The 18,533-nt window shown below is 38.5% G+C and carries 14 protein-coding genes; 4 read left to right on the plus strand and 10 right to left on the minus strand.

The genetic code is table 11. The features are described from left to right. Positions 1–53: 53 nt before the first annotated feature. The gene (locus H6H03_RS24250) at positions 54–491 is read left to right on the plus strand and encodes a hypothetical protein (RefSeq protein WP_190957613.1); all 438 of its coding nucleotides are present in this window, start codon (positions 54–56) and stop codon (positions 489–491) included. Between the two features lie 128 nt (positions 492–619). Here the strand turns inward: H6H03_RS24250 and H6H03_RS24255 are convergent, their stop codons facing one another. The 7 genes from H6H03_RS24255 to H6H03_RS24285 form a co-directional block, all read right to left on the minus strand. Next, a complete protein-coding gene (locus H6H03_RS24255; RefSeq protein WP_190957614.1) occupies positions 620–1,531 on the minus strand; it encodes an alpha/beta fold hydrolase in 912 nt (303 codons plus the stop codon). Between the two features lie 6 nt (positions 1,532–1,537). Next, complete coding sequence (locus tag H6H03_RS24260; RefSeq protein ID WP_242057975.1) at positions 1,538–1,876, minus strand: hypothetical protein; 339 nt, start codon at positions 1,874–1,876, stop codon at positions 1,538–1,540. Positions 1,877–2,063: 187 nt separating this feature from the next. After that, positions 2,064–2,999, minus strand: coding sequence for a M48 family metallopeptidase (locus tag H6H03_RS24265; protein ID WP_190957616.1), 936 nt, complete (start codon positions 2,997–2,999; stop codon positions 2,064–2,066). 34 nt (positions 3,000–3,033) lie between these two features. Next, positions 3,034–3,735, minus strand: coding sequence for a serine/threonine protein kinase (locus tag H6H03_RS24270; RefSeq protein WP_190957617.1), 702 nt, complete (start codon positions 3,733–3,735; stop codon positions 3,034–3,036). Positions 3,736–4,206: 471 nt separating this feature from the next. After that, positions 4,207–6,879 carry an NHLP bacteriocin export ABC transporter permease/ATPase subunit gene (locus H6H03_RS24275; RefSeq protein ID WP_190957618.1) on the minus strand — a complete coding sequence of 891 codons (2,673 nt, stop codon included), beginning with the start codon at positions 6,877–6,879 and terminating at the stop codon, positions 4,207–4,209. Then, positions 6,872–9,145, minus strand: coding sequence for a CHASE2 domain-containing protein (locus H6H03_RS24280; protein WP_190957619.1), 2,274 nt, complete (start codon positions 9,143–9,145; stop codon positions 6,872–6,874). Before H6H03_RS24280 ends, H6H03_RS24275 begins: the two co-directional genes overlap by 8 nt. 3 nt (positions 9,146–9,148) lie before the next feature. Next, positions 9,149–9,913 (minus strand): DUF928 domain-containing protein, encoded by a 765-nt coding sequence (locus H6H03_RS24285; RefSeq protein WP_190957620.1) that lies wholly within the window; start codon positions 9,911–9,913, stop codon positions 9,149–9,151. A 531-nt stretch (positions 9,914–10,444) separates the two neighbouring features. Between H6H03_RS24285 and H6H03_RS24290 the strand changes: the two genes are divergently transcribed. From H6H03_RS24290 to H6H03_RS24300, 3 genes are all read left to right on the plus strand, one after another. Continuing rightward, on the plus strand, positions 10,445–11,485 hold the full coding sequence (locus H6H03_RS24290) for a cyclic nucleotide-binding domain-containing protein (protein WP_190957621.1): 1,041 nt from the start codon (positions 10,445–10,447) through the stop codon (positions 11,483–11,485). 101 nt (positions 11,486–11,586) lie between these two features. Next, positions 11,587–13,029, plus strand: coding sequence for an NHLP bacteriocin system secretion protein (locus H6H03_RS24295; protein WP_190957622.1), 1,443 nt, complete (start codon positions 11,587–11,589; stop codon positions 13,027–13,029). Positions 13,030–13,265: 236 nt separating this feature from the next. Continuing rightward, on the plus strand, positions 13,266–15,410 hold the full coding sequence (locus H6H03_RS24300; RefSeq protein ID WP_199339079.1) for an NHLP family bacteriocin export ABC transporter peptidase/permease/ATPase subunit: 2,145 nt from the start codon (positions 13,266–13,268) through the stop codon (positions 15,408–15,410). Positions 15,411–15,425: 15 nt separating this feature from the next. Here the strand turns inward: H6H03_RS24300 and H6H03_RS24305 are convergent, their stop codons facing one another. From H6H03_RS24305 to H6H03_RS24315, 3 genes are all read right to left on the minus strand, one after another. Further along, positions 15,426–16,175: a JmjC domain-containing protein gene (locus H6H03_RS24305; protein WP_313931907.1), complete on the minus strand. Its 750-nt coding sequence runs from the start codon at positions 16,173–16,175 to the stop codon at positions 15,426–15,428. Between the two features lie 127 nt (positions 16,176–16,302). Continuing rightward, positions 16,303–17,547: a cupin domain-containing protein gene (locus H6H03_RS24310; protein WP_190957625.1), complete on the minus strand. Its 1,245-nt coding sequence runs from the start codon at positions 17,545–17,547 to the stop codon at positions 16,303–16,305. Between the two features lie 48 nt (positions 17,548–17,595). Continuing rightward, positions 17,596–18,483, minus strand: coding sequence for a hypothetical protein (locus H6H03_RS24315; RefSeq protein WP_190957626.1), 888 nt, complete (start codon positions 18,481–18,483; stop codon positions 17,596–17,598). Positions 18,484–18,533 lie beyond the last annotated feature (50 nt).

The following is an 18,533-nucleotide window of genomic DNA, read 5'->3' on the forward strand; positions in this document are numbered from 1 at the left end:
TTTTGAGTAATGTTAGGCTATTCACGAGATTTTCGATTCACATAGAAAAAATCATGAATAGTATTGCTAAAATCGGACGAAGCTTAATCTCAGTGTTTTTGGTTGTGCTTGTAAGTACCTTGATGTTTTTTACATCACCAGCGATGGCGGCTAATTGGACGACTGTTAATCGCGAAAATGTTGAAACCGAATTATTAGACTCTGACAAGACTACAGTTGTACTTTTGGTTTCAAAAGCGTTTCCTGAAGATGCCAAAACACAATTAAAATCAGCAGTTGAAAAGACTTACGGTGACAAATACAAACTTGCTGTAGGCAGTATTGAAGAGAATGCATTTATTTACAACAACATTCTTGCACCACGAATATACCCACCTTTACCAGGAATTACTACCGTCATAAACGGTTCCGTGTTACAGGGAATATTCATTGATCCAAACGATCCATCGCCAGCGTTTAAATTCGTGAACAATCAACTCGGAAATGACTAAATTTTAATACCTCAATACGTGCAAAACTTTAATTCGCTTAGTTGAATTAAAAATCAAATGGGAAAATTTTAATTCTTCCCACAACACAACAACCACCCTTGCACAATCAGTTGGAGCGGTTGTTGTGTTTATATATTTAAGAGTGTTTCCCAGCCTTCATTTTTGATAAACCGTAAAATATATTGACATGTCAGTTGGGGCTGTTCAATTTGAGGGGCATGACCGCAATTTTTTAGCTTTATTAGTTGAGAATTAGTAATGTCTTGCTGAAATTTTTCTGCATCCTCAGGTGGGAGCATATCATCAGATTCTCCCCATAAAATTAGTGTTGGTTTATCAACTTGACGAATTCTATTTGCCAAGTTAGTATAACCACCAGTTTTCACATAAGAAATCATCGCATCATGCCAATTAGGCATTTCTTGATGTAGCATCGCACACTGAATAGCCAAAAGTAATTTATCATTACTAGCTAAAATATTGCCTAAATTTAATGCCAAAATGTGCCGTTGACGTAAGTATTCTACAGCAAGGAAATCGAAAGGTGGAAACAAGTATTTGCTAAAGGTGGGAGCGCAAGTATAACCTAAACTATTAATCAATACTAACGATTCCACAACTTCAGGATAAGTGAGAGTAAACTCAATTGCAGTTGCACCTCCCATTGATGCACCTACTAGTGTAATCGGTCTGTTGATTAAAGTTTTCCAAAAATCGTAAAGGTGAATTTGGATTGTAGTTGGGCTGTAGGTTATTTCTTTTTGCCTTTGTGTAAAACCAAAACCTAACAAATCTACTGCCCATGTTTCATTTTGAGTGGCAAGCAATGGGAACAGCAGACGGAACTCTAGAACCGAACTGTCAAAGCCATGCAGCAGCAAAATTGGTGTTCCTCCTCTACCTTTGTGAATGTAGGTTGTGAGGATAGGGTGTTGACTTAGGGAAGTTGCAAGAGCAATTCTTTGAATACTTTGGACAAAAGCGATCGCTGTTGGGTCTGTTAAGTGATTAACTTGTGATGGGAGAAAATTAGGAAGCATTGGTATTCACTCCAAACTAATTTTCCACAACCCAGAGAGCGGATTGGACTGTTGTAATTGACCATCGCTACTGCCGAGCCAATCATTGTTATACACTAACCCAATACTGAATATTCCACTTAGGGGATATTGCCCTAGTATTCCAAAGCCTTCAATATTCTTGGAATCAGCGATCGCCTGCTGCTTCAACTGTATGGTTATTTGGTTACCATCGTCAAAATAAATTGTTGCTCGTTGTTTATGAAACCGTACCTGAACTTTGTAGACCCCACCAGTTGCGTAATAGTAAGCTTTGGCAGGCAATTTTTGACCATCAATATTCTGCCCTTCCAACTCAACTGCCATAGCAGGCGTGCTTATCAGTAACAGAACTGCCAAGACTAACTTTAAAACTTTCATTGGTACTAACAGTAACAAATGCTTTCAATCAAACTACTTTCTACTTTAAAATAACATTTTGTTCTGGTTTCTAAAGTCTTTTTCAAGGCAGGTTCAAGACTTCTTCCTTCTGCCCTCAGCATAGCTGCCTTCTTCAATCAAATGCTGATTTTTTCAACCATTTCGATGCTTCGTTATAAAATTTAAACTGGCTTTCACTGGCACGAAACTCTTTAGTATGAACCATTCTTCTTCCCTGAACCCACTTCGTGCCGTGGTGTTTATGTAACAATTCGTGATACAACACAAATTCAACTACAAACTCAGGTACTTTAGCATCATCAAGAGTCAAGCTGATGACTACCCTATCTCTAGCCGACTCATAGTGTCCTAATTTACGGTAAGTATTAATGCGACTCCATGCTAGACGTGGTTTAGCAAGACTGCCAGCAAAATATTCATTATTGACTTTATCAAATAACTCATCAAGATTATAAAACTTACCTTGTGGGTTTTCTGCCACTACCTCAGCAATCAAATCAAGCTCTAACAAAACATTACTGTACTCTTCTGTACTGGCAAATGTTCTAATGATTCGTGTATTATTTTGACTCTTACCAACAAGAGCAGATTCTACTAACGCTTGCAACACTGCCTTTGGTGCATTTATAAAACCTTCACTAATTATGATAGTAGCTGCGCCAGTAGATCTTTTACCCTGATATAGCCCAGACAAATTAGCGATCGCAATCATTAGTTGTAGTGCTTGTTGACCACTCATACTCAAAATCTGCGTAGCTATTTCCAACAGATAGCAAGTATTTTTTAGGTGAAGTTTTAGATTCCCTTCATCTGTCAAAAATTTGATCCATGAGTATATTTTCCGAGATTGGTCAGTTAGATTTGCTGGTGTTGCTTGCTCCTGGGCACATATTTTTTCAATTATTGTTGCTTGTGTAATTAAAGTTTGATGTAGTTGTTTTACATGAAGCGAACCATCATCAAAATTCGAGGCTAAATGAAAAATTTCTTTTAAGAGAGTACTCTGCTGTGATTTAATATTTTTAAGGTAAATACGTTTATTATCCATTTTTCAGTTAATTATTAGCGGATGTCTAAAGTAACTAAAGCTTTAAATATTTGAAATAGTTTAATTTTCGGGCTAGCTGATGACAGAGGTGCTTGAAAGAACTTACTAAACGATAAAATTTGCGTATAAAATCTAAAGCAGAGTATGGCACACGCAATCGAAGTGGACGTAACAGAGGCAGATATAACCAGTAATAAGCCCTTTTGAGATTATTCCATTTTGCACAAGGTTCTTGTTGAAGAAAATCTGAAATGTCTACGACTAATCCTCTACCTTCGTACATCATGACATTACGACCGTGGACATCATGGGGGTGGAGTCCACAAGTTTTAGCATATTCAAGAGCTTCATCAACGTCCCGTATTACCTGCTTGGGAATTGGTAAACCTAAGTGCATACAATCGTAGAGGGTTGTTCCATAAAGCCGTTTCAAAACTAAAAAGCCATCCTTGGCATACAAGCACTTAGAAAAGGCCGGATGAGAACGTAGACGGCGGTAGACTTCTACTTCCTCTTCATAGCCTGGTCGTCCTGGGGCATAAACTTTCACTACATTTTCAGGGTAATCGGGGTGATACACCACTGCGGCATAATTGCCTTTGCCCAGCAACCGCCAAGGTTGTGGAATATAGCTAACCTTAATTGGATCGCGGGGATTAATACTTTCAATTTGTAAACCAGGTAGTAGTTCCTGATAAATGCTTTCTAGAAAATATTTTGGAAGCGAGTTGTCCATATGGGCAGTATCTAGCAACAAACAATAAGATACACTACCTGATTAATTTCAACTATTACAGCAGATTGCAGCTTGGTGAGGTACAGGTTATCGTAGGGGCTTTACAGCTGTGCATCGGTGTCAACTTAACGTGAAAAGCTTTGCCAAGACGTGATGCATGAATTCACTCACTTACGATGAAGATCCCCGTCACCCCACCCCGGTTTTGTCTAAAGCCAAAACCGCCCCTCCCCTTGGTAAGGGGAGGGGTTGGGGGTGGGGTAAAACGCCTATGGGATAAGCGTTTGAGCTTAAGCTGACACCAATGACAGTTGTGCGCCCCTACCTGTGTATCTCATTTACCTTAAAAATCCTGTATCAACTTGTGTTTGAGATCCTACAGTTATCAGAATCGCTATAGGGTATGGGGGTGTAGGAGAAGGAGTTACAGACAAGCTTTGTGCGTAAGTCCTGTGTTCTGAAGTAAACTTTTTAAGCCATTTGTCGCGCCATCAGATTGCTAAATAATCCGTTTTGATTGACTAATTCATCAAACTTACCCTGCTGGACAACTCGGCCAGATTCAATTACATAAATGCGATCGGCATTGCGGATGGTGCTAAGACGATGGGCAATGATAATGCGTGTTACCCCCAACTTGTCTAGACTGGCGCTAACTATAGCTTGGGTACGATTATCTAAAGCACTAGTAGCTTCATCAAAAATTAGGATTCTCGGTTCTAGTACTAAGGCACGAGCAATGAGCAACCTTTGTCGTTGTCCACCAGAAAGATTTGTACCGCCTTCTGAAATGACTGTGTGCATCTCCATTGGCATCGACTGAATATCATCGGCAAATCCAGCCATGCGTGCTGCTTTCCAAGCTTCTTCCATTGTCACTAATGCGCCACTGGAAATATTTTCAAAAATCGAAGCGCTGTTGATGCGACCATTTTGCAGCACTACACCAATCTGTCTGCGTACTGCTAGTGTATCTAACCCTGATAAGTCTTGACCATCGTAGTAAATCGTGCCATTTTTTGGGGTTTCAAAACCCAATAACAGCCTAATAATAGTTGATTTGCCGCTTCCAGAAGGCCCTACCAAAGCGATCGCCTCTCCTGGGTCTGCCTCAATTGTTACACGATCTAAATTCAGAGGGCCATCTTCTCGGTAGCTGAATGTCACGCGATCGATTTTTACTTGACCTGTTAATCGTCCCGGATCGCTTTTGCTAAGGTCGATTTCTGGTTGAGACTGAAAGATGGGCTTTGCACGTTCCCAGAAAATGCTGATATCTAATATGCTAACTATGGTGTTACTTAGTTGAGTTGCCCCAGCAATGAATATGGCAAAGGCTGAATTAAATGCCAGGAATGTACTTGTAGATAGTCCTGTGCCGCTTTGAGATGGGTCTTGTGTAATTAATGTGACTGCTAGCCAAAAAATAATTATCGAACTGACAGTCGGCATAGCGGTATTAAAGATAGCTAAGACATCTTCAATTAACTCTGTACTCAGTTTAAGTTTTAGCTGTTGAGTATACTTTTTTGCCCAGTAGGCAAAGGCGCGGTCTTCTGCGTTGCTGACTCGGAGTTTAGACACGCCAGCAACCATCTGTACGGTAAAACCAAAAATATCCCCTTCTATCTCTTCTAAAGAACGTAACTTCTGGCGGCTAAGTACACCTGAGATAGTAGTTAAAATAATTGTCACTAATGCTACGGCTGCCACAACTAAAGCGAGGTTGGAACTGTAGATAAATAACAATCCCAGATTGAGTAGGGAAAAGAAGCTAGTAAAAATTGTGCGTAATACAGTATCGTTGAGCTGATGGCGGATTTTAGCGATCGCCGAAACACGAGATTGTAAATCCCCTATTGAATATTCTCGAAAAAAAGATACTCGCAGATTAAATAATCTATCCCATGAGGCTGCTTGAGCGTCTAAACTGGCTTTGCTTTCTAATCTTAGGCTGGCAAAACCTTGGGCAATTTGAAAAATTACTGTACCCAAGCTGGCGGCTACCAAACCCAATCCGATTTCCAATAACAACCCTCTGTTTGCATCAGGAATCACAGAATCAATGAGGATGGCAATTGCTAAGGGGGTTAACATTCCTAACAATGCGCCGATACTTCCTGTCAGAAAGATAATCGCCAGTTCTCGAACTTGTCCCTTAAAGGCAAACAGAATTAAATCAAGCGCAGTTAAATTTCGATCGGGTAAGGAGCGATAAAACACATAGGCAAAGGGAGCTAGTTGTTCAGCAGTATGACTGTTTACAGGTATGCGAGTTTGTTTCTGTGGGTCAAAAATTTCATACTTTCCCACCCCTGCTGGTAACACTGCAACCGGAAGGTTGTCTTGATGAGTGTAAGCCAACAAAGGGCCGCTATCTTTTTGCCACCATCGGTCATTGAGCAATACCCGACGAATGCGAATTCGGGATGCACGAGCGATCGCTTCTAACGGTTCTTGAATCCGCTGCATGTTTTCAGAACGCAGAGGTGGTTGAATTTTAATTCCTAATGCCCTACCCACTGCACCTGCGGCAATTAATAGTGGCGTGCCTTCTTGTATCAGTTGCGCTTGCTGAGGTTTGAGGACTGATGCCAAGCTGCCTAAAGCAGTAAGTTTGACTTCATAGTTAAGTTTATTCCGTGCTTGAAATTGAGTCCAATTTGCTGCCGATTCTTCCTGTTCTATTTGAGTTAAAGTGTCGCAAAAATCAGTATGCAGTTGCTCAATAACAAGTTTAATTTCGTTCCAACTAACAAGCTTTTCAGTATGAACAAAAACTGATTCAGTAGAATAAATGCCTACACAAGTACAAATATTGTTCTCCCAAATTTGCACTAAATTGAGAAATTTTTCTGCTTCATTTTTCCCCTGATTTATCCATTGTTCGCATTCCTGTGCAGTTAATTGCGATAACTCAGTATCTTCTAGAGATATCGCTAATATTTTATGATTATCAGCTGATATCCCAAACAATGCTTCTCCCGGATTCACACTAAATAAATAACGGCGAACACCTTCAATACCTTGCTCGATGGAAATAGCAAATAGAGCGATCGCACCAGATTTCATTTGCCAAACTATTTGCGGATCGTCTAATACTAAGGATTGATTACCTGTGAGCAGTAACTTAGATTCACTCATTTGGAGTTAGAGATTCAATATTTCTTTGTTGTAGGTGTATGGCATGAAATTGCGCTTCCACTTCTGGCGGCAGACTAGTAAAGTAAATATAAAAATTATTTCGTTCTGGCGTTTTGTCTAAAACTTTAGCATAGATATCTTTGCTCATTTCGCTATTATTGGGTATCAATAAGTTCAGTTTCAAGTTAGTAAAGGGCTGTAAAACTACAGAATTTACTGCTGAGTTATAACATACTTGCGCTCCCTTGGCTGAAAGCTTTACTAACTTTCCCTCAATGACGGTCTTATGTACATCTTTGCCATCTAAAATCGCATATTTTAGGGGAATTGCTTCTGGCAGTTCAAAAAAGATTTCTTCTTCTTGAGTAAGATATAAATCATATCCTCCACCAATACCACCCACCTCATAAATCTTTATTGATTGCTTTACCCCTTTAGCTTGTACTTCTTTATTTCCAATAATTTTGACAATGGAACCAGCTTCTTTAATAGTTGATTCGGAAGCAAAAATTTGTCCGCCGACTGTATAAGATTCAATTCGATAGGTTAAATTAACTTGATCGCCGATAACGCCATATTTGGTTCGTTTTTCCGAGCCAATATTCCCAACTACTACTTCTGCTGTATTAATGCCAATACCCATTTCTAGCTTTGATAATCCCATTTGCTGAATCTTTTTATTCACAGGTTCCATTGCTAATTGCATTGCCACAGCACAAGCGATCGCTCTTATAGCATCATTTTCTCTGGTGATAGGAGCGCCGAATAAAACTAAAATCCCATCACCCATAAATTCATCAATTGTACCTTGATACTGAGTGATGACATCTGCCATGTATCCTAGATAAAAGTTAATAATTTTAATTACTTCTTCTGCGGATAATCTCTCACAGGTAGCTGTAAAACCTCTTAAATCAGAAGTAAGAATAGTAATTTTCTTACGTTCTCCCCCAAGTTTCAAACCTTCAGGATTTTCTAATAAATTAGCAACTATTTCATCGGTAAGGTAACGGCCAAAAGTTTTCCGAATGTCTCCCGCAGTCCGAGCAATGTAGGCAGTCACAGCAATTGCAGAACAAATTAATGTCATTAATGGTGGAATCACAGGAATCCACCACCCTGCTATAAAAATGAGATAGCTACTACCTATAAGGCAACATCCTGCTAACAAAATGCTAATCAAAGGTAATAATGATTTTCTTTTAGAACTACCGCTATATCTTTGTTGCCATATTAATATAGCGCCAATCAGCGCCCAAAGAAAAATCCACAACCATTCGTATAGTTTGCTCCATGTTTTTATTAATGGGCGACCGTCTAAAGTAGCGCTTAAAATTTGACTAATGGCATGGGCATGAATAGTTACACCAGCCATGCGTTTAGGTGCTGTTAAAATTCTACTGCTGTAAGGCGTATAAAATAAGTCTTTGAGGCTTTCTGCTGTGGAACCAATTAATATAATCCGCCCCTTTAATAAGTTTTTAGGAATCCGATTTTCTAGCACATCCATAATAGATATGTACAGAAAACTTTGTCTAGAAGCTCGGTAATTTAGCAGTACTTGATAACCCTGGTCTTCAGCCCGAACATAACCGCCATCATTGCCTTGAAATAAGGGATAAATAACATTACCTGTTTTAACTAAATAATCTTTTGTTTGTCCGACATCAACGTGGCGATCGCTCAAATAAAGATAAGCAAGTTTAAAAGCAAAACTAAAGACATTTTCGCCATTTTTGTCGGCTAAATACATCAAACTCCGGCGAACTTTTCCATCTACATCTAAAGGAAAATCATTTGCACCAACTTGGCCGCGTTGTTTCAAAGCTGGCGGTGGTGCAACTGCAAAGCTATCTTCACTCTCGGCTACTTTTTGCACACCAACTAAATTTGGTGTAGACTCAAATACTTTAACTAACGATTCATGTCCAAATCCTACTGGCAAATCTCGATATAAATCCAAACCAATAGCACTGGGGTTTTGTTGTTTTAAATTCTCTAAAACTTGTGCAAGTAAGGCATCAGGTAAAGGCCAATAACCACGCTTACCAAGTTTTTGGACATCAGATTCGTTAATTTCTACAATTACAATTCGCGGATCAACTGGTTCTGGAGAACGTAATAGAAACATTCGATCTAGTGCTGCTAATTCTAACATTTGCAATAATCCACTCAACCGCAGAATTAATACAAATGCTCCAGCACTAGGAGTAGCAATAAAGATACCGCGCCATTGCCAAAATAGGCGTTTTATCTGACTCCACATAAATTACTTAGTCTGAGCATTGTTGGTATTTACTAAAGGTTTGGAAACTAAATTTTTTAAATTCACTGATTCTAATAATGCTTGCCAATTAGCCATGACAGTGCGATCGCTAGGATTGTTAAGACGTTGCTTTACTAAAGTATGTAGCGCTTCGTACCAAATCCCACGTGTGGCATAAACTTGAGAAAGTCCCTTGGGATTTGTGTTTGCTAGCTGCTTCAATAAATCAGGAGTTGGCTGAATCCGTTCTACCCAACCATTGACAGTAATTTTGTCCTCTGGCTCTTCTGAATCACAAGCGATCGCTATATACCACTGGTATTGTTTATTAACTTTGAGGCTCGGTGCTTTTGCTGGGAGCGTAAAACCAATAATTCCTGATTGATTTGGAAGTTGAAAAGTTGTTTTGTAAACTATACCGCGATCGTCTAGAAGTGAGAATTCAACAGTTTGTAATGGCATTTGCTGTACAAGCCAATAAAATGTCGGACGTTCTGCAAGAGTTAAACCTAACTTATTTGGAGGAATTAAAGAAGTTAAACTTTTTTTTCTGTCTGAATCGCACTCATCTTCGCCACGGGTTGCACCACCAGCCGTAGTCTGTGGTGCTTTTCGATTTGGTGGAATAAAGTTTTGACTAATCTTCCAATTCTGAAATTTCAGTTTCTCTGGTGATTGTGCGCTCGCAATTCTCGGCAAACTAGAAATCATTAATATCAGAGATATAGAAAATCCACTAAAATTTATAAATTTTTGTATCGAATCCATATTCAGTCCTATTAATTTTCAATCTTTAAGGGGCTATTGAGTAAAATTAACTACAAATAAGCAAATCCATATTAACTTCCCATCTAAAAAATTGGTTAAAAATATTGCCAAAATCTGATTGCAGTGAGTATAACTTGGCAGAAGTAGTAACTAAGGGACTTCCAACAAATAAATTATCTAAATAAACGTAGACGCATTAGCGAAGCGGTAGCGACGAGCGTCAGCGGCTTGCCGCAGGCTACCACAGAGAACACAGAGAAAGGAGGAGTAGAGAGAGTTTTCGCGTCAGTTTTGGAACATTTTTTTATTTGGAAGTCCCTAAGTGTAAGAAGAAAAAAGTAAAGATGTTAAACAGGCTTCCTGACTTGTAAACGCTTTCTAGCAACTGACGTTGAAAAGTCAATAAGTCTTATATCGTTGGGTGAGTTGTGCTAGCTGTGCAGTAAATGTTGATACAAATACTTGGTAGGAGCGCACAGCTATGCACCCTTTGTAGTTCGTTTTTCTTGGTTAATTTTTTTTAATTTACGTATGTTTAGAGAAATATTATTCAAAAATCCTCTTTTTGCTTGCTTCAAAGAAAGTGATATTAATTGGATGTTCAGTATTGGCAAATGTATAGAGTATAGTACTAATGAAATAATCATCCAAGAAGGTCAAGGGATTATTGATACAGTAGCAATTTTGTTAGAAGGAGCATTAAGTATTTGTGTGTCTCCCACAGGGAATGTAAAAGATTTACAACAAATCGATCGCGTTTCTCTAGGAGAAATTGTCGAAGCTTTATCTTTTGTAGATAATCGTCCTCCATCTAGCACTGTTATAGCTCTGGAACCCTCACAGGTATTAACATTACCAAAGCAATTATTACTCAAAAAGCTAGAACAAGATACAGAGTTTGCTGCACATTTTTATCAAACGCTATCTGTTTTAATGTCACAACAGTTGCGGAGACTCACAGATTTTCTTGTTAAAAATAAAGTAGTTCCGGGAGAAGCATTGCGAAAAGTTTTGTTTGTATTTGCTATTTTGAACGATGGCGATATTGATTGGATAATTTCCCAGGGAATAAAAACTAAAGTCAATCCAGGTAAAGTACTAATTGAAGCCGGAAAACCTGTTGAAGCACTATATATCTTGTTAGATGGGAAGTTAGGAATTTTTGTTACTACCCCACACAATGAAACTGCCGAAAAAGAAATTGCTCAGTCAATCAAAGGCGAAATTTTAGGGGAAATGTCTTTTGTGGAAGCAACTACCGCCTCTGCCACAGTCAAGGCAGCAGAATCTTCTGTATTACTAGCTCTACCACAACAAAAACTAGCTGGAAAATTAAAGCAAGATCCGGGATTTACAGCACGTTTTTACCGAGCGATCGCTGTAGTTTTAGTAGATCGGATTCGCGATCGCCTTTTCCGTCGTGGATTTGGAACATTGGCTTATCAACTAGATCAACTCTTAGCAGAAGATATTGAAGTTGAAGATGAACTTAACTTAGATACATTAGACAATACTGCCTTAGCAGGTGCTAGATTTGACTGGATGATTAAACGTTTTAATCGGAAATCTTGAAGCAGGTAGAAGAAAATGTAGCGCCGCACCGTCAAGAATTCAAGGTGCGTTAGCCTACGGCATAACTACAGATTAACTACGAATTACAAATTAATAAATAAATGGCTGAAAATCGAGAAAATATATTTCGCAAAGAATCACTAGAACGTTTATCTTCTCCAGAAAGATTGGATCAGTTAATGCAGATAGTTAATCCTATAGATTGGCTACCTTTGGTGACGCTGGGTACTTTTATAATTCTGGGATTAATTTGGAGTATTTTGGGACGTATTCCGCTTGCAGTGACAGGAAAGGGAATACTGATTCAACCTAACCAAGTTGTAACTTTTGAGTCGCCAATTTCAGGACAGTTAAAAAGTCTAAATGTTAAAACAGGACAATGTATAGAAAAAGGATATACCATAGCAACAATTGACCCCACCGATATCAAGCAGCAATTACAATTACAACGCTCAAAATTAGGGCAATTACAAACACAGGAACAGCATTCATTGTTGCTTCAGCGGCAACGTACTGCTAAAGAAAAAGAGGCGATCGCTTCTGCTAAAGCTAGTTATATCCAACGTTTGCGAGATACTCAGATTCTTACACCTGCGTTTTATGAAAAAGATTTAAATGCTATTCGCGAACAACGTATTAGTTTACAACAAAAGCTCAATGATGCTGTTGGTCTCATACCCGTACTCAAAGATAGATTGCAGAAGCGCCAGCAACTTGTAGATGTCGGAGCCATTGCCAAAGATACATATTTACAAGCAGATCAAGAATATAAACAAGGACTGCAAAATGTCTCTGATATCAAAGCGCAAATCAAACAGTTAGATGTGCAAGAAACACAAGCGCAACAGAGATATTTACAAAATCTCAGTTCTTTAAGTGAACTGCAAGCGCAATTAAAAGATTTAGATACAAAAAGCCAGCGTATCGAGCAAGATAACGTCGAAAATATCAATATTAAAAATAATCAAATTCAAGAAGTTAACCGAGCGATCGCTCAACTAGAAAAACAAATATTAGATAATAGCCAAATTATTAGTCCTAATAGCGGCTGCGTATTAGAAGTAACTGGTTTTCTCGGACAATTTATGACTCCAAAAACTCCTCTTGTTACCTTGAATGTCGGCGATAAAAATGCTCGATTAATTGCCGTCACTTACTTTAATGTCCAAGATGGTAAACAGATTCAACCAGGAATGATTGTGCAAATTACTCCTACTTCTGTAAAAAGAGAACGCTTTGGTGGAATTGTCGGCAAAGTTACCTCTGTTTCCCCTTTCCCTGTGACTAAAGAAGGTGCAAAGTTTGTGATTGGTAATCCTGACTTAGTGACAAACATCTTACCTACTGGCGGCACAAACATAGAAATGCGAGCAGAAATGGAACTAGCTCCATCGAACTTTAGCGGCTATCGCTGGTCTTCTTCCCAAGGGCCAAAATTAAATATTTCTGCGGGGACAACTACCAATGTCCGAGTTACAGTAGCAGAGCAAGCACCAATTACTTATATCTTGCCCATATTAAGAGAACTTACTGGCATTAATTAGAAGGCAGGAGGCAGAGGGTAAAAGGGAAAAGCCAATTGCTATCAAGGTTTTAAACTTTTGTATTTTACATTCAATTATGTCTACCTACTTAGGGAAATAGTCTTGTGCTATTAATTCGGCAATTTATATCCTTAATTCAAAAGCTTAATTCTTTACAAAAAAAAGCTTCATCATCAAATTTAGAAGCCGCAAAAAGTAACATTTACTCCCGCGTTAAAACTCCCACTTTATTGCAAATGGAAGCAGTGGAATGCGGAGCCGCAGCCCTTGGGATTATTTTGGCTTATCATCATAAAATTGTACCTTTAGCAGAATTACGTCAAAATTGTGGTGTATCTCGTGATGGTAGCAAAGCTTCTAACATTGTTAAAGCTGCAAGAAACTACGGAATGCAAGCCAAAGGTTTTAAAAAACAGTTGACACAATTAGAACAACTTCCACCGCCATATATTGTTTTTTGGAATTTCAATCATTTTTTAGTAGTAGAAGGATTTCAAAAAGATTGGGTTTATATCAACGACCCAGGTAGCGGGCCGAGGCGAGTTTCATTGAAAGAATTTGATGAAGCTTATACAGGAGTTGTCTTGATGATGGAACCAGGCCCAGGATTCCAACGTGGGGGTCGTAAGCCTAGCTTAATAGCTTCACTTCTTGACCGCCTACAGGGTTCTTGGGGAGCGATTATTTATTGTTTTCTGGCAGGATTTTTTTTAGTTATTCCAGGGTTAGTTCTACCCGTATTTAATCAGATTTTTGTAGATAGTATTTTGGTGGAAAATCGTACAGAGTGGTTGCGCCCGTTGATTTTCGGCATGGCGATTACTGTAATTATTCAGGTGATACTAACATTACTACAAAGACGGTTTTTGCGAAAATTAAATATCAAGTTATCAGTGAAGATGTCCGGGCAATTTATCGACCATATTCTTCGCTTACCAGTGAGCTTTTATGCCCAAAGATTTGCCGGAGAGATCAGCACTCGGATTAATATCAATACTAAAGTTGCACAAGTGCTTTCGGGACAGTTAGCTAGGACTGTAATTGATACAGTGATGGTGGTGTTTTATGCTATCATCATGTTTGCTTATGATGAAGTGCTAACTGCGATCGCTATCTGTTTTGCTGTAATTAATATCTTAACTTTACAGTGGATTTCCCAGCAGCGTAAAGATATTTATATGCGAATTATCCAAGATAAGGGCAAAGTTGCAGGTACAGAAATTGCTGCCCTTCAAAGTATGGAAACCCTGAAAGCATCAGCCCTAGAGTCTGATTTCTTCTCCCGTTGGTCAGGCTACTATACAAAATTTCTCAACGCTCAACAAGAGTTAGGTATTACCAATCAAGTGTTAGGAATTCTACCTGTCTTCTTGACTAGTTTAAGCTCCTTATCTGTTTTAGTTATTGGCGGTTTACGAGTTATGGATGGGCATCTTAGCATTGGTATGTTGGTTGCTTTCCAAAGTTTAATAACTAGCTTTTTAACTCCAGTTAACTCTCTAGTAAGTTTCGGTAGTATGTTACAGGAATTAGAAGGAGACTTAAATCGTCTAGATGATGTGTTAGAAAACCCAACCGATTCAGAAGGAAAAGGAGAAAATTTACACAGTCCAATAGTTAAACCTTTACAGTATGCTTCATCCTGCAAACTTAAAGGATATATAGAATTAAAAAATATCACATTTGGCTATTCGCACACTGACGATCCTTTAATTAAAGACTTGAGTTTTCAGTTAAAACCAGGACAACGGGTAGCCTTAGTTGGTGGTAGCGGTTCTGGTAAATCAACAGTTGCTAAATTGCTTGCAGGACTTTATCAACCTTGGTCGGGAGAAATTCTGTTTGATGGTATACCTAGAGAACAAATTTCAAGGGCAATACTTTCTAATTCTCTGGCAATGGTAGAACAAGAAATTTTTCTGTGTGCTGGTACTGTTCGAGATAACTTAACTTTGTGGGATGATACAGTGTCCAATTCTCAATTAGTGCAAGCTTGCAAAGATGCTGCCATTCATGAAGTGATTCTAGCTTTACCTGGAGGCTATGATGGTAACTTGCTTGAGGGTGCTACTAATTTTAGTGGTGGACAGCGCCAGCGTTTAGAAATTGCTCGTGCATTAGTCAATGACCCGACAATTTTGATTATGGACGAAGCAACCAGCGCCCTAGATGCAGAGACAGAAAAAAATATCGATCGAAATCTGCGTTATCGAGGCTGTTCTTGCGTTATTGTGGCTCACCGTTTAAGTACCATCCGCGACTGTGATGAAATCATTGTTCTAGAACAAGGTAAAGTAGTGCAACGAGGTACTCACCAAGAAATGTCTCAGCTTGATGGTTTTTATGCAAAGTTGATTCAATCAGAGCAGACAAGTGATTAGGTTATGTTTGCAGTTTTATAGATAGTTTAATAAAACCGTTGCCAACCGTTGAACAGCATCTTCATGGTTAGCGCTATCAGCTAGGACTTGTAGTAGTTGTGCTAATTGGTCTTTAATCAACGCCTTTGCTTCGCTGCGATGAAGGAAGCCTACTGGTAGTGCTTTACGAAAGTTGACGTTTTCTTCGGCGACAGATGCGATCGCCTCAACAATCAGATGACTCCATTTCAACACATCAATGGCAACTGTCAGATGTAATGAAGAACTTTCTAATGTTAATACTTCATGCACATAACCACGAGGAAGATACAATAAATCACCAGCCTTGAGATAAACTTCGCGTGGTGATGTCTCAAGTATTTCTTTTGGTATTGGTTGGATATGGGTAGCAATGGGTAAATCTAAAAATGAATCATAAATGCGCCAAAGTTTAGAACCTTCTAATTGAAGAATAAAGAAGTCATTTAAATCAAAATGTGTTGGATAAGCTTGTGAATTCTCAGGTGTCAGATATAGGTTAGCATTAACAGGATGATTGAAAAATTGCTCCAGATGTCTACATAAAGTAGCAATTGGCTGCCAATAATTTTGGAGCTTGTGTATTAGCAAAGTCTGGTCTTGAGAGTAGGCTTTATAAAGGTTGTTAATACTAGGTAACCTATGAAAATCAGAAGAGTTAAAACCTTGAGAATTATTTAGAGAATCGATTTCAATATCAGAACTTTTTAGGTTAATAAAACGAATGATATTATCAATATCTTTCATTGACAAGAGGCTTGCATAGTAATCAGCCTCTTCTCTTATGATAACAAGTGGTTTTTTCTCCCAATATTTTGTTAAAAAAGCCTTTTTATCGATAGGTTTAATTAATTTCTCGAAATCAAAATCGGGATTAGACATTACTTGTAATCTTCAGACTTTCGGTTGTGCTTGTAGTCGATCGCTGTTGAATCTTTAACAGTCCCTCTTTGACTAAACGCTGTACCAGAACTAATTTGCTATTGTTGCTCAAAAAACCTGGAAGGTCTTTGACGAGGAATTCTTCTGAATTTACAATAAAGCGAAGCGCTGGCTCAATATGCGGCGGGCCTGTAACTGTTCCTCCAGGGAATTGAATCATCACTGAGTCTGCTTTCTTCGTGATTTGACAAATCATTCCCTGTCGCTTGGCAATGGTAGTGTTAGGATTAATTTCGTTAACGGCATCCAAACTGATAAAATGCCCGTCGGGTAAGGGAGACATTCCACTGATGAAGCGTTTAGTCAATCGTTCCATAGCATCTTCATCATTGGCGCACTCAGCAAGGATTTGGAGTAGTTGTGCTAGTTGGTTTTTAATCGATGCTTTTGCTTCGCTGTTATGGAGAAAACCTACTGGTAGTGCTTTACGAAAGTTGACGTTTTGCTCGGCGACAGATGCGATCGCTTCATTAATTAAAGTTGCCCATTCAAAGACAGAAACTCCTACGGTGAGATGTAATGAGGAGGTTTCTGAAGTCATTGCTTCATGAACGTGACCGCGAGGAATATACAATAAATCACCAGGCTGCAAGCAAACTTCATGCAAAGGGGCATCAAGTTTATTTTGATCCACTATGTAGCCTTTGGTAACTAAAGGGATATCTGAAAAAGATTCATAAATTCGCCAATTTTTAGATCCTGCAATTTGAAGCACAAAAACGTCATGTGTATCATAGTGTGGTGGAAATCCTTGAGCGTCTTTAGGTGTCAAATACAAGTTAATATTTACAGGATGATTGAGAAATGCTTCTAAATTCCGGCAAAAAGTAGCAACCGACTTGCAGCGATCGTGAATCTTGTGAATGCATAATGTATTACCTTGGTTGTAAGCATCGTAAAGTTGATTTGCTGCATAGGAATTGCTGTAACTATTTTCCATCGCTGCATAGGTTTTAACAGATTCTCCCTCTGTAGTTTTAAACACTCTACAGTCTTGAGATTTTAAATCTGTAAAGCGAATCAAATCCTCAACGTATTCCATTGAGAAAAGGCTGGCATAATAATCTGCTTGTTTGCGAATCAGAACAAGCGATCGCTGCTCCCAATAGTTTTCCAAAAAAGTAGCTATATCGATAGGCTGAATTAATCTTTCAAAATCGAAATCTTGGTTAGACATGCTTAGTTTTTTTACTTTAAAAATGTTTTGTATTGTAGTTTATAATTCCTAATTTTCTGGAAATTGAATTCCAAAATGACCAAGGAAAGATAAAGTGATATCAGGATACTGCTTACCCAAAGAAGATGCATCATGAATTAAGTTATCTGTCGGCGCAATATACGCTTCTTTTGGCGCTACTTTGAGTTTAACAATTGGGTAATCAGGATATAGTTTCATAAATTCATCACCTACAGTTGTTCCTCGGTAATGTTTATAAACTTCATCGTCAGATAAACCTAAAGCTTTAAACATCTCCATTAATGGAAGATTAATAAATAAGAAGAAGCGATCCTCACGCCCTAAATTAATACAAATACGATTTCTTGATTGATGTCTGCGTCTCAGAGGCGATCGATCCCAACTATCAAGATGCATTCCGACAAAATACTTGGCATCTTCCATTGTTAGCGTGCGTAATCCGGGGACTGTCACTCTTAAACCTAGAAGTTTTGCTTCCTCATTTGATAGACAATAACGGTGAGAATAATTGATAATTTTCTGCATTGCACTTTCGTAATCTTGGTGAGTACTAGCAGATGGATAATATTGAAGTGTTTCAGTTCTTGTTTTTAACTCTTCGAGTATTGTTTCTAAAGGTGCTAAAACTTCATCTGGAAAACGACATACGCCGATATAATCTCCCAGTTTCCACGAGCCAACCTGTGAGAGTGTTTCATTCGCATTTAGCCGATGATATTCTGTTAAGCTAGGTTCTCTCCAAGGTTCTTTTGGTAGGAATGCACCAGGCCGATATTGAATGCGATCGCACACTGATTCTATTTCCTGTGTTATCCCTGAACTAAGCCAAATTCTAGGGATTTGGTTATCTACATTAATATCTAAAAAAAGCTTTATTCCTTCTTGTATACACGTAAATTTACTTTCGGCTAACATAGCATTTTCTCAAACAAATATTTGTTATTTATCAAAATATAATTTACAAC

Source organism: Nostoc paludosum FACHB-159 (genome assembly GCF_014698835.1).
In the GTDB taxonomy this organism is placed as follows: domain Bacteria; phylum Cyanobacteriota; class Cyanobacteriia; order Cyanobacteriales; family Nostocaceae; genus Nostoc; species Nostoc paludosum.